Below are 13130 nucleotides of genomic sequence, written 5' to 3'. Positions count from 1 at the left end.
AGGGGCGATTAGTCAGTAAACCAACTAGCGCATCATCGAGTGGGTTGAGAATACTAGTCGAGATTGACGAACGAATAGTCGGATAGGGACACTTGACGGGCCGTAACTTTTTGCAAGGATACGAAGCGTAGGTTTTCCGTTTCGACTACCTGCCACACAGATACACGGTCCCCGGCACGCGTAAGGCGGCCGGCGCACTTCCGTAGTGTGCGACATCCGATCTTGCGATTGGAGTCCGCGCCTACGGTTTTTTGCTGCGCGGACTCCCCAACACAGGAGTCCAAAATGACCGATCCCAACCTGAACGACGATCTGCTGGCACACGGCGACCTCCGCCCCGTCGCCGCTATCGCCCAACAAATCACAGGCAAACGCCCTTCTGGTCCAACCACCTGGCGATGGATCAAAAAGGGGGTTGATCGCGGCATCAAGCTACTTGCTGTTCCCTGCAATGGCAGATGGAACACGACTGAGGCTGCCTTTCGAGATTTTCTCGCGCGCCGCGCCGATTCGCTGCGGCAGTCAGCTACGCCCACCCCCGAAGTCGATGACGAGACACTCCGAGTGGCTGGGTTACTGTGATCGCGTAGCCACTACCATACGGCACCCCGTCGTCAACCGCGCCCGATCATCCCCGTCATTTTCTTGCGGTGTTCATCACCCGACAGAAGCTAACTACCGCCATTATCCTCCAGTTGTCTGCAGAGGTTGATGGGGCGTCTGAGGAGAGAAACTACCAGGGCAAGAAGTGACCAGCACAAAAGAGCCCCGCCGGTGACCAGCACTACCGGACGGGGCTAAAGCTTTATTCCCCTATCAGCAAAAGAGGACTTTGATTACATGATACGCACTCAACCTATTACGGCCAATACGCCGCCTCAAAACAACGGCCATCACAATTCTGATGCCAGCTCTGTTGCCCGGTTGCCGGAACAGTCGAACTCAAACCCCTGGGAATCCGCTGCCCGGCAAGAAGCCGAAATCGTGGCCCTCGCCCACATCCTACGGTGCCCTGCTTTACAAGACCGGCTGTTCGGCGAGGATTTCGATACGTGGCACCGTTGCTTTGGGCATGCAGGCCAGCAACTAATCGACGCCCTCAACAAGTTGCACAGGGCAGGTCGAAGAATCCCCGAGACGCCCGATGGGCTAGCCACCATCGTCACCAGAGTGGTGGAGAGCGAACAGTTCACAGAAATGCCGGGGTTGGAGAGTCGAGTTCGCGAGTTCGTATCACCGATGTTTGCCGATGGGATGATCGTCACTGACGACCCGGCAGCTGCCAGCGAGGTTGTCGGCCAGTACCTCACAACGTACGGTGTCGCCACAGAAATAGCTTCGGCTTCCGGCATGATGTGCGACCTGCTAAGGGCTGTGAGGGCCACCGAAAAGATCCACGCGATAAAGGTACTTGCAGATGATCTGCGGATGCGGGGCGGCGATCGTTGTCGTCTCAGGGCGTTCTCGATGGAGGAACTTGACCAAGTGGCCGAGCCGCCACAGTGGCTTGTTCGCGGTGTGATGGTCGCAGGCGAAACCTTGTTTCTCTCGGGACCGATGAAAGCGCTCAAGTCGGGCATTGCGGTTGATCTAGCGGTGGGTTTGGCGACGCCCAGGAACGGCACCATCGAGCCAAGATTTCTAAACACGTTTCCATGTGAACCGGTGGATCACGTCCTGTTGTTCAGCGCGGAGTCAGGAATGTGGGTGACCAGAAATCGAATCCACGAAATCGCTGACAGTCGGCCAGCTACGTTGGCGTGTGGCCTACGTACTCGTCGGCCAGAGGGTTGGAGAGCCGCCCATCAACTCAATCTCCATACGATTTTTGAGGCCCCAAAACTAGCGTCAAAACAAGACCAGCAACGCGTTAAAAAACTGATTCGCGATTTCAGTTCGCAAGTGGTGATCTTTGACCCCTTTTACCTGATTGCCCTATCCGGGACGAATACCGAGGCCGGCAATGTGTTTCAGATGGGTGAACGGATCAGTGAACTGGAAGACCTGTGCAAATCTGAAGGAGCTACGCCGGTGTTCGTGCATCACTTCACGAAGACCGTCAAAACTGGGGCCGTGCCAGCCCTTAAGGACATGTCGTTCGCCGGATCGGCCGAGCGGGCGGCCCAGTGGCTGCTGATCAATCACCGTGTCCCTTTTGACTCCTCGGCCGGTCATTGTCGCTTGTGGATGGCCTTTGGTGGCCGCGCCGGGCAAAGTGGTCTGTACGGACTCGACATCCACGAAGGCCAACTCGACCAAAACTTCCGTGGCCGCGAGTGGAATGTGCAGGTGCTAACTCGCGAGGAGATCCACGAGACAGAGACCAGAGGCTCGCTGCAGGGCCCCCGCGCCCAACAGGAGCGGAACCGTGAGCAGGCGATCCTCACCCATCTCGTAGGGCTGTCTGAGGGCGAAGGGACAACACTCACGGCGCTTCATCAAGCTGTCGGGGCTCGTAGCGATGCTTGCCGACGAAGTCTTCGGGAACTGGAAACCCGCCGCTTGGTGGAACGAACCACAGTGACTCGCAACGGAAGGAAGTACGATGCATGGCAGGTGACGTTGGGTGGCCGGCAAAGTCAATCAGGCGAATTCACCTCGGAGAACGGAGTCGCCACACCGTGAATTGGATTCCAGAAGGACGAGCAGACATACGCTCTACTTCGTGTGTTTGCTTGCGCGGGGAGTGGGGAGCGCAGCACGACAACATACGGGCCCCTTTAGGGGCCCGTTGTTGTGCTGCTGCTCCCTGGCTGATGTTCTGGCGAAGATCGGAAAAAGTCATCCACCGACGAGATCGAAAAATGTACCACAGCAAAAATCCAGGTGTTCACGCTTCGAGATGCCCATCATCTTACTTCTGTCGGTAACCATGTTGCGTATCGTGTATACGTAAAGTTGAAGTTGAACCTCGGAATCCAGCCGTCGTTGACTTTGCGACGCGGACGGGAAGTTACATCCGAATAATCAAGCCGATTTCACAGACCGGGGCCACCACCCACTTAGGGATACCCTAACTGGGCGCGTTCTAACATCAAACTGACCATGGCCAACGGAAGCGAAAACAATGTTGTGATGCGTGAGGCAGATACCGAAAAGCCGATTATCAGCCAAAATCTAATCGTAATTTCCGTCCTCAGAACACACGGATGTACACGCAATCAGAATCACGCTTGAGCCGAGAACAACGACAGGTATCGCAACCACCTGTCAGTACGAGGCTTAGGAAAATGCGGTAATTTCAGACCTTCCACGCATTTTGGCTCTCGGCGCTAATAACTGGGGCGCGCCACGTCACTGGTAACCAAATAAGCGTCCCGACGCGAGAGTTGCTGGCAATTGCTCTCGTCGTAAGGTCTCTCGAACCCTGACATCAGATCCCGTTCTATTACCCTGCCAAGCGTTTGTGAAACCTTCTAGGGTTATCGGCACCCTTGAGCTGAGGGTGACAATGCAGGGTCAAGTCGCTTGGACCTGGCCGCAACGCCTCAGATTCCAACGTCCAAAACCCTGACCTGAAACACTCTCGCCCCGAGCCTGTATTCCTCGGCAACTATGTTGACACTGTCGCACTTCATTTCTCATCATGCAACTTCTAGTCGTCCAACTCGGTCAATCCGAGCCCAGTCGGTACTTAGAAACCCAAGGATGTGGTCCCTGGAGACGAAAGTCGCAGAACGTCAAATGCTAAAGAAAAAGCCCCGCCCGCCCGGCCGCGATGGGCCGGGCAGACGGGACACTCACAGATGATTAGTGTCGGCGACGGTTTCGGCGATGTCGATTATGTTGGTCGATCGTGTAACAGACGCCCGTTTGAAAGCCGACGTAGCCGGCAGCGACAAGCATTCCGATTCCAAAGAGCAACTCCATACAGCCTCCTTTCAGTTTTTGCGTTTCGTTGTTTAGCCCTTCCACTCTCGGCAAGGCTGACGAAAGGGACAGCCACCACAGGCGATCGGCGATGGCGAGGGATAGAAATGGTCGGCCTGAATCGAACGCCACACACGCTCGACGATTCGCTTGGTTCGGTCGATTCTTTCGGGATCGTAGGTCACTGGATGTCGTTCCGCGACGGGTTTCTCAGCTTTCGTGATGACGGCGAACTCCAACCGCACTTCCTTGCCCGGCACCAGCCAGCGAACAAGTTCAGAGTAAAGCAACAACTGCTCGCCGCTGTCTTCCGCCTGATCGTTGCTCCAGCGCGAGCGAGAAGTCTTGAGATCGGTGATCGTCACGTGATCTTCAGCCTCGACGATCAAGTCGATTCGCGCTAAAAGGTCAGGCACTCCCGGAATCAGTTCCCCACGGAGTTGTTCTTCCACCCCGAGGATTTTCCCGTGCGGGACCGCGAGGTCGCTTTGGCGAAACTCGGTCAGGATACGATCCGCTAGCTTGGCCACCGAGTTCACGTCTTCGCTCTTGCCGAAACGAATCTCAGCTTCCTCGTTACGATCCCGCCACTCGTCCCAAAACACGGCCAGCAGGGTGTCGTGGTCGGGAATCGGGTTGCCGGCCATCAGCTGGTTGAAATGAAACTCGGCGGCACTGTGGATCGCACCGCCAAGGACCAAGCTCCACCCGGCAACCGCGACATCGCTTTGATCAGAAACTGGGCATCCTCATCGGCGAGTTGCAGTGTTGTTGTCGCGGCATTGGGATCGGGAACATGCTCGTCAACGCGTGGAAACCGGGCGTCTTTGTTGATCTTCAACCAGAGTTCCCACTCGCCCGCTCGCACCTGAACCCAATCGTCAGACGCACCGATGGCAAGTTCGGGTACGACGGCAAGTTCCTTTCGTGTCAACACCCGCGAGGCGGGAACAAGCAGGTCCTCATTCCAGGGAAAGTCGAAACCATCGTGGACGTAGGCTTGCCGGCCATCCGTCGCGAGGATTTGACCGTTCGCACGAAGCTGGATGCAGTTGATCGCATACCGCGTCGGTTCGCGATCAGCGGTGTCCACCGCGTCGGCCAACGCCCGCATGAGCGCCGGGTCACACACGACGGTAGATTCGACCACGGCGGGCATTTCAGGCACTTCAAGTACGTCGTGCCGAGCAGTTTGCGGGATGCCCCCGTCTCGCCACTCCGCAATGACTACGTCGTCTTCGCGCCGAAACGTAACGACTTCATCCCCGCGCCCTTCGCAATCGGCCAGGGCTGCTAAGGGGATTACAAATGCCCCGGACGCCCCTGTGCCGGGGATGATGTGCCGAATGGCGATGGTCTCGTTCCTTGCCGTGAGTGTGATGCCATCGTTGGTGGCCTGAAAACCGATGGGTGCCGGGCTTTTCCGAGATGTGATGTCCAGGGCTTGGCTCATCATCGTTCGGACTGACCGGACGTGTCTTCTGGAAAATGTGATCAACAGCGTCTCCTTCGCTTACTTTGACAGTTTCGTTTTGCCTGATTCCGGCCGCCCCCGCTGCCGTCTCGCGTCAGCACGTACGCTGCCGCGAGCCAGACGAGTAGCACGACCGGACCAGCGTGAAGGCAGGCAATGATGCAAGCCACTCCGAGCCAGCCGAGATACCGGTGGATGGCGTTCCGGTAGATCGGGTCGCCGTGGTATCCCGGCCGGGTGTCATTGGATTTGCGGGAGTTCCGCATCAAGCAGACCGCCGTTGCAGAAACGCATCGAGACGAATCACGGTCGGATACGGGCAGGAGAATCGGTCATCGTCCCAGTCGACCACCTGGCCGGAGAGATTGTCAGGTTCGGGATCGAAGTCCACCTCGGTTGGATCGGCGATGGAGAACCCCCGCCGCTTGATTTCAGAGAGTTCTTCGCCGGTCGCATAGGCGACGGCATGATCAATGTCAGTTTGGGTCATCATTCGCTCCAAAGGAAAGAGATAACGACCACCCAACGCAGGGCGGCCGTATGAAAACAGCCGCCCCGCGATCTGCGAGGCAGAGAATCAGTTGTTGGTTACTTGGCTGGCGTAAGCCAATGGCAACGAAGCCAGGCGACTTCGGCATCCAGCGCCGCGGATCGTGTTGCAAACGGACCAAGCAGCGGCCCGTCCACCGGGGCCATGTCCGCCGTCCAATGACCGTCATCAGTGGGTTCCACATGAGAACCGCGCCGAATCGACACGGCACCCAGTTCATGGAGATCGACGGATTCGGCGTAGACGCAACGCACCTGACCGGTTGTTTCAATGAGCAGTTCCATACTGGTCTCCTTTACCGAGGTCGGCGGAGGATGTTGCGACGTGGGCGATCGACTAGCAATCCGTCGAGCGAGGACTGCACGCTGGTCAGTTGGGAGGCGATCTGTTGCCGCAGTACCCCGCTGTCGCGGAGGTCTTGCGCGGCCACTCCGTTGACCACGCCCTGAGCCCGTTCCACCAACGCATCGAGTTGGTCATTTGACCGGACATTGAGTGACCGGAACCGCTCGAAGAACTCGGTCAGGTTGGTGACGGCCGAATCCCGAAACACTTTGGGTTTGCCATCGTCTTGACCGTTGAGACGTTCGGCCAAGTGATCGACCAGCTTGGCGAGTTCTTCCAGAAACGCCTGCTCGGCCAATTGAACCGCTTCGTCGAAACGGGCCTGAACGCGCTGGCACTCCTGCTGGTACAACTCGGGGCTGAGCTGTCGCAGGTAGTCCGGCGGCTCGACGCTGGGATAGTCGTGCTCAATGGCGAACATTCCGATCAACGATGCGGGATAATCGCTGGCGTCGAACAAATCTCCCAGCCGCTGGCGAGCCGCCTCACGAAGCTCGTCAAAGTGTCGGTCCAGCTCGGCGACCGCATCATCCAACTCCGTGCGGAACTCGGCGATCTTGCCGTCAAACTCAGTGATCGCATCCTGCCGAATCAAGCGGACACCCGGTTCGGGATACGGCAACGAAACGCCCTTCCAATAGGAAACGGCACGGCCGCGAATCGCGGTCACCGCTTTGTAGCTCGGATGTGACGTATCCAGCAACTTCTTGCCGGCGCTGAGAAACTTGCCTTCCGCGCCGAACGAGTCCGCCGCTTGATTCTTCTGTTGGGAGTTGAGCGATTTCCGCACACCAAGCCAGTTGAAACTGAGTCGTGCCGCCGCCATCGTCGTGCGAAGTCGATTGGAGGCAGAGGTTGTTTCGACCGACTGGGATGTGGGTTCATCTAACAATGTGCTCATGCGTAATCTCCAAAATAGAGACCAAGAAAAACGCCGAGCCCAGTTCCCTTAGGAACCAGGCTCGGCGCAGAAAGTCGTTTTACGATTTAGCGATCAGTCCTTCCAATCGCCGTTTTGCCAGACAAGCCGGATCAAGGTGTCACGGGCGTTTGCCGCTTTCACATAGACTTCCACGACCAACGGTTCGGCTGGATCGTAGTTCGGCAGCGAAATGCTTTTGGTCACCACGTTGTGCTGGTTGGGACTCCAAGTCTCAAAGCTATGCACATGGACTGCGTCTTCCGGCCGGACACTCTTTCCATGAAGACGGACGGTGAGTCGCCCGTTCTTCAGATTGCCCTCATACTGATGCCACACCAAAAGCGTGAATGTCGGGTCATCAATGAAATGCCCTTGGATCTGTCCGGTGACCCGGACGTCGACAAGCTTCTTCTTGGGATTCAACAGTCCCGCAAGGAAGACCAGCCCGATCACGACAAGTACCGCGATCAGGCAACCGCCTTCGTATTTGGCGAATCGGGTTTTGGGTTCTTCGCTCATAGGCTTACCTTTCACTGGAAAAATCAAGCCGCGACATCCACTGGGAAAGAGCGGCTTCAGTTGTTGGAGGGATCGCGACTGACGCGTCGCCGAGATTTTCCGCTTCCACCGTCGTGCTGATAGATGCCAGGACGGCTGGCATCGAGGCAGCGGCCACTGGCCCAGGTCCGCAATCGCTCGACTGATTCGACAGCGGTCACGGCCACCGGGACGACGTTCTGAGCCGCTTGCACAAGCGTCACATCCAGGAGCGCCGCCAGTCGGCAGCAAGCACGGATCTCAGCGCCGGTGAACTGGTCATCCTTGGGCCGTCGCTGATTTGGTTCGATCTCGAACAGATTGAGATAGATGTCCCAGATCGCGTCTTTCTCCTCGCGAGTCGGCAAGTCGACAAAGAATACGCCGTCAAACCTCTCGCTGCGGCTGAACTCTGGCGGGAGCTTGCTGACATCGTTGGCTGTGCAGACTACGAACACATCGGACTGATGGTCGTTGAGCCAGCCAAGGAACGTACCGAACATGCGAGCCGCCACGCCGGAATCACTCTGGCCGTTCACGCCGGCGAACGCCTTCTCCACTTCGTCGATCATCACCACACAAGGAGCCATCGCGTCGATGGTTCGCAAGGTGTGCCGAGTTCGCTCCTCGCTCTGTCCGACGAGCGAACCCATCAGGCTGCCCACATCCAGGATCAACACGGGTCGCCCGACTTCACTGCCAAGGGCTTTGCAAAACTGTGACTTTCCGCAGCCAGGTGGCGACAACAGCATCACGCCGCGCGGCCGCTTGAGCGGATTGTTGCGGTTGGGTTGCAGCAGCGACCGTTTCGTGAACGCCTTGAGTGCTGACAATCCGCCGAGCCGGCTGAAGTCATCGCCGCCGCGATAGAGCTGAAGCGTTCCACTTTTCTTGAGCATCTGGGCCTTTTGTTCCCAGAGCGTCGAAGCGTTCAGTCGCCCCTCTTGAATGAGCGACAAACTGAAAGCGTTTTCGGCCTCGAAGCGAGTCAGCCCGACGGCGGCATCCAGGATCGTTTCACGTTCCTGCCCCTCGGGAAACTCGCCGTCTTCGGTGGCGACACCTTCCGCGATTTCCGTCAGCTGCTCACGATTGGGAAGTTCGTGCTCCAACACGACGAACAGTTTTTCCAGTTCGACCGGCAAAGAAACCACCGGCGAGAGCACCACGATGATGGTGCGGTTCTGCTTGCCAGTGACGACCTGTTGTGAGAGGGCCTGGACAATCTCGGCCGACTGCATGAACCGATGAAAGTTCTGAAGCACCAAGATCGCCGTCCCCTCTGGCGTCGCCAGCGAGTTGATCGCCCGGATCGCCGCCAACGGATCACTGGCCCCGGCTTCGGTCTCGGCTCTAGGGAGTTTCAAGCCTTGGTCAATGTCCCAGGTTGCCATTCGCCAATCTTCCTGTCGACAGAGTTGGGCCATTGCAACCAGTGCATCCTGATGTTCGTGGGATTCAATCCAAAGGCCGGTGAAGCATGCGCGCACATACTCCGCTAGTCGTTCGGTAAATGTCATGGAAGACTCCTTCGTTTGAGGTGGATGCGAAAGAAGAGTCGCAGCAGCGTCGAGGAATGCCGCTATTCGCCTTGGCGAACGTGCTGCTGGTTCGAGGCGGTCTGGTGAAACTCGGCCTTGAGCAGTTCGTCGGTTTGCTGGCCGAGAGCCAGCTCAATGAACCGACTCGCGTCTCGACATTTCGCGCCGACGAAGTCCTTCGTTTCGACTTTGGTCTGACCGTTGGGTGCGATGATGATCTCGATAGTCCTGTTCATACCGCCCCTCCGACGTTGATGGTCAGTTTCACTGAGCCGTCTTCCATCGACTGCTCGGTCACCGAATGGCCCTTCTGTCGGGCTTCGATCTTGGCTTTCTCAACGGCGTATCCCTGAAGAAAGCGGTCGAGCTGCTTCTGGTCACCCCAGCGCCCGCCATAATTATCGAAGGCGATCGTCGCCGTGTTCACGTCGCAGACGATCGGATAGCGCCAATCCGGCAACTTCACGGCCCAGCCTGACTCGGAACTGCTAAACAACTTCGTCCGCCCAAACACAGGCTCCGGCAAACGCAGACGATCACAAGCCGACCGGATGGCGACGGGATCACGAACTTCAGTCTGAATAAAGACGATGTGCGACATGAACTCCTCCACAAAGCAACCTGCGGCGAGCCGAGCACCGGCCCGCCAGGAAACAAAAAAGCCCCGCGATCTCCGGACAACGTCGGAGATGACGGGGCTATAAGGGCCGATCGGTGGCTCACGCGAGATAAGCTAAGGGCCTCAACATACTTGACGCGTTTCTTGCTTCAATTTAGCGACGACAGGTCTTGCCTAACCGGAGATGCTTGACGTTCTCTCTCTACCCTTGGGGCTGAGCCGATTGTTTTGGGCTGAACACTCTGGTAAGGTTTGAGCAGGTGAGATTGCCGGCCAATAGAGCCTCTAACGGGTCCAAGGTATGACGGTGAAGGACGAATTCGTTCTCGTCAGAGAAGCAGCTGAATTGTTGGGGGTATGCCCCAACACCATTCGAGCATGGGGAGCCAACGGCAAGCTCACCGAATACCGTCATCCAGTGAACGATTACCGGATGTTCAAGAGAATAGAGATCGAGAAATTACTCAAGAAAATGCGTCAGCCAGTGAAACGAGTCTCCAAGTAATCGGCAATTCAGCGGAGTTCAGGAACCGTGGACAATGAGGCAACAACACGGGCGAGGAAGATTGACGTACAGCTGCGTAAGGCGGGCTGGATGGCCGCAAATCAGCGCACGGTCGAGGAGTACTTGCTCGCTGGGGATGTCCACGAAAGCGGCAATGAGTTTGCAGACTACGCGCTGACAAACAGCCGCAAACAACCTCTCGCGATAGTTGAAGCCAAGCGGAGCAGTCGCAACGCTCTTGAAGGAGAGCGGCAGGCTTCGGACTATGCCGATCGGGTCTTGCAGAAGGAAGGCATCGAGCCATACATCTTTCTTGCCAACGGAAATGAAATTTGGTTTCACGATCGCTCTCTTTACCCCGTGAGAAAGGTCAGCGGTTTCTTCACGCAGGACGACTTGGAACGCCTTCACCACCTAAGGAAGTTTCGGACGCCGACCGAAGATTCTGACATCTCTGAAGGGATCGCCGGCCGAGGCTATCAAATCCAAGCGATTCGAACCGTAGCCGAGCGAATCGAAGCCGCTCGTCGCCGCTTCCTCCTGGTCATGGCCACTGGAACTGGCAAGACCCGAACCATCATTGGCCTTGTCGACTTACTTTCTCGCTGCCAGTGGATTCAAAAAGTCTTGTTTCTCGCTGACCGCCGCGAATTGGTGAAGCAAGCACTCGATGCGTTCAAAGAGCATCTTCCGAACGTGCCCCGCGACTGGATTGAGGCAGGCAACGTCGATCCCGCTGCTCGGATTCTTGCATCGACTTATCCCGGAATGATGACCGCTTACCAGCGTCTCTCTCCCGGATTCTTCGACCTGATCATCTTTGATGAAAGTCACCGCTCGATTTACAACCGATACCGTGCGATCCCCGATCATTTCGACGCTATCCACGTCGGCCTTACTGCAACCCCGACTGACTTCATCGACCATAACACGTTTGAGCTGTTTGAATGCGAGGACGGTTTACCATCCTTCTACTACGGCCTCGAGGAGGCGATAAAGGACAAATACCTCGTCCCGTATCGTCCTATACACGTCGCCAAGACTCAATTCCAAGTCGAAGGTTTGAAGCCAGGATTGTTGCCTCCGGAGGTCGAAGCTCAACTAAGGGAGCAGGGCATTGATCCATCTGAATTGGATTTCGACGGCACTGACTTCGAGCGGCGCGTCACGAACACCGGCACGAATGACGCCATCGTGAGAGAGTTCATGGACGTGTCGATCAAGGATGCCTCAGGGACATTGCCCGCAAAAACAATTATCTTTGCTGTGAGCCACAACCACGCGCTGGAAATCTATCAGAGTTTCAACAGGCTCTATCCCGACTTACAACGTCGAGGGCTGGCGAAGGTCATTGATAGCCACATGGAGCGTGCTGAAAAGACACTTGATGACTTCAAGAACCGTGGTTTCCCGCGAGTCGCGATTTCTGTCGACATGCTGGATACCGGGATTGACGTCCCCGCAATTCGTAATCTCGTTTTTGCCAAGCCAGTGTTTAGTCAAGTCAAATTCTGGCAGATGATCGGCCGAGGGACGCGAACGTGGACCGACCCTGTCTCGGGCGAGGAGAAGAAGGATTTTCTGATCATCGACCATTGGGACAACTTCGCCTATTGGCAGGTCAACACGGAAGGGGGCGAGGATAGCGAGCCGGTCGAACCGTTGCCGACCGGCATCTTTCGGCTCCGGCTGGAAGCTCTTGAAATACTTGCCGGCCGAGATCAGATGGAATCGGCAAACCAAGAGCTTGCCTCCCTTCAGGCAATACTCCGCGCGCTACCGCTGGACAACATCAACGTCGCTCCGCATACCGACGAGATCGAACAGCTGATCATGTCCGCCGATGGATGGCTGCCAATGGACGAAGCGAAGCACCAACGTCTTTCGCTGACTATCGCTCCGCTGTTGCGTTTCTCGACCGCCTTCAGTTACGTCATGCTACAATTCGAGCGGACTACCGAGAAATTGATCATTGCTCAGCTGAGCTCAGACGAAGGCGAAGTCGCAAGGCTCAGCAATCGTGTGCGTGAGGACCTGTCGCTACTCCCAAGAGACATTCCTGAAGTTCGCGCTGTACTGGATGTGCTAGACGAAGTCACTGCCGACAAATACTGGGAGGGACTGAATTGGGAACGACTTCGACGCATTCAAGAGGTGTTTACACCACTGATGCGATTCCGGTCACGACGTCGTGGCGGGGGCCAAATGATCAAGCTATCGGTTCGCGATTACATACGAGATCGGCACTGGATCGTTTTTGGCCCTTCTGGCGAAGGCGCTTTTGTCGAAACGTACCGTCAGCAGGTAGAAGCCTACATTCTCGATCTGACAGAACAAAGTCCCGCATTACAAAAACTGCGCGATGGTGAGGAACTCACCGAAGAAGAGCTGAATTCCATCGCGAGCCTGCTGGAGCGGCCAGACCTGTTTATTACCGAGGATCGTCTCCGCGAAGCCTATGAGTTTCCTGATGCCGACTTGAAGGGGTTTCTGAGTCACATCCTCGGAGTCGCGGCGTTGCCTTCAAGGGAAAAGCAGGTTTCAGAGGCATTCGACAAATGGATTGCATCCAATCAGCGGCTCAACGCGACACAACTGATGTTTATCAGGACGCTACGGCAATTCGTGCTGAGCCGTCCAGCAATCACTTCAATTGAAGATTTCAATCAACCGCCGCTGAATAGGATTGGCGACCCACGGAAGCTATTCAGCCCCCAACAACTCAATGAAATACTGGCACTCGTTGCCGATTTAGCCGCGTAAGGAC

General features: G+C 56.5%; 13 protein-coding genes. 4 read left to right on the top strand and 9 right to left on the bottom strand.

Annotated features, from left to right (window positions below; translation table 11 throughout):
* Positions 1–285: 285 nt before the first annotated feature.
* Entirely contained in the window at positions 286–582 is a 297-nt protein-coding gene (locus LOC68_RS19010) for a DUF1580 domain-containing protein (RefSeq protein ID WP_230221672.1), read from the top strand.
* Between the two features lie 258 nt (positions 583–840).
* Positions 841–2625 (top strand): AAA family ATPase, encoded by a 1785-nt coding sequence (locus tag LOC68_RS19005; RefSeq protein ID WP_230221670.1) that lies wholly within the window; start codon positions 841–843, stop codon positions 2623–2625.
* 1277 nt (positions 2626–3902) lie between these two features.
* On the opposite strand, the gene LOC68_RS19000 is transcribed toward LOC68_RS19005, so the two are convergent.
* From LOC68_RS19000 to LOC68_RS18960, 9 genes are all read right to left on the bottom strand, one after another.
* Positions 3903–4517: a RecB family exonuclease gene (locus LOC68_RS19000; protein ID WP_230221668.1), complete on the bottom strand. Its 615-nt coding sequence runs from the start codon at positions 4515–4517 to the stop codon at positions 3903–3905.
* Complete coding sequence (locus LOC68_RS18995; protein ID WP_230221666.1) at positions 4517–5323, bottom strand: hypothetical protein; 807 nt, start codon at positions 5321–5323, stop codon at positions 4517–4519. The genes LOC68_RS19000 and LOC68_RS18995 overlap by 1 nt, the downstream gene beginning before the upstream one ends.
* Before the next feature lie 286 nt (positions 5324–5609).
* Positions 5610–5837: a hypothetical protein gene (locus LOC68_RS18990; RefSeq protein ID WP_230221664.1), complete on the bottom strand. Its 228-nt coding sequence runs from the start codon at positions 5835–5837 to the stop codon at positions 5610–5612.
* 95 nt (positions 5838–5932) lie between these two features.
* Positions 5933–6178 (bottom strand): hypothetical protein, encoded by a 246-nt coding sequence (locus LOC68_RS18985; protein WP_230221663.1) that lies wholly within the window; start codon positions 6176–6178, stop codon positions 5933–5935.
* Positions 6179–6189: 11 nt separating this feature from the next.
* Positions 6190–7140, bottom strand: coding sequence for a hypothetical protein (locus LOC68_RS18980; protein ID WP_230221660.1), 951 nt, complete (start codon positions 7138–7140; stop codon positions 6190–6192).
* Between the two features lie 93 nt (positions 7141–7233).
* Positions 7234–7680: a hypothetical protein gene (locus tag LOC68_RS18975; protein WP_230221658.1), complete on the bottom strand. Its 447-nt coding sequence runs from the start codon at positions 7678–7680 to the stop codon at positions 7234–7236.
* 56 nt (positions 7681–7736) lie between these two features.
* Positions 7737–9218: an AAA family ATPase gene (locus LOC68_RS18970; RefSeq protein WP_230221656.1), complete on the bottom strand. Its 1482-nt coding sequence runs from the start codon at positions 9216–9218 to the stop codon at positions 7737–7739.
* A 62-nt stretch (positions 9219–9280) separates the two neighbouring features.
* Complete coding sequence (locus LOC68_RS18965) at positions 9281–9475, bottom strand: DUF2997 domain-containing protein (RefSeq protein WP_230221654.1); 195 nt, start codon at positions 9473–9475, stop codon at positions 9281–9283.
* Positions 9472–9840: a DUF1257 domain-containing protein gene (locus LOC68_RS18960; RefSeq protein WP_230221652.1), complete on the bottom strand. Its 369-nt coding sequence runs from the start codon at positions 9838–9840 to the stop codon at positions 9472–9474. Before LOC68_RS18960 ends, LOC68_RS18965 begins: the two co-directional genes overlap by 4 nt.
* Positions 9841–10159: 319 nt before the next feature.
* On the opposite strand from LOC68_RS18960, the gene LOC68_RS18955 reads away from it, so the two are divergent.
* Together LOC68_RS18955 and LOC68_RS18950 are read left to right on the top strand one after the other, a co-directional pair.
* Positions 10160–10363: a helix-turn-helix domain-containing protein gene (locus LOC68_RS18955; RefSeq protein ID WP_230221651.1), complete on the top strand. Its 204-nt coding sequence runs from the start codon at positions 10160–10162 to the stop codon at positions 10361–10363.
* A 90-nt stretch (positions 10364–10453) separates the two neighbouring features.
* Positions 10454–13126 (top strand): type I restriction endonuclease subunit R, encoded by a 2673-nt coding sequence (locus tag LOC68_RS18950; protein ID WP_230221649.1) that lies wholly within the window; start codon positions 10454–10456, stop codon positions 13124–13126.
* The last annotated feature ends 4 nt before the right edge of the window (positions 13127–13130 follow it).

It is taken from the genome of Blastopirellula sediminis, assembly GCF_020966755.1.
GTDB classification, from domain to species: domain Bacteria; phylum Planctomycetota; class Planctomycetia; order Pirellulales; family Pirellulaceae; genus Blastopirellula; species Blastopirellula sediminis.
The sequence above is the reverse complement of the archived record's forward strand: the minus strand, read 5'-3'. Positions and strand labels throughout refer to the sequence as shown.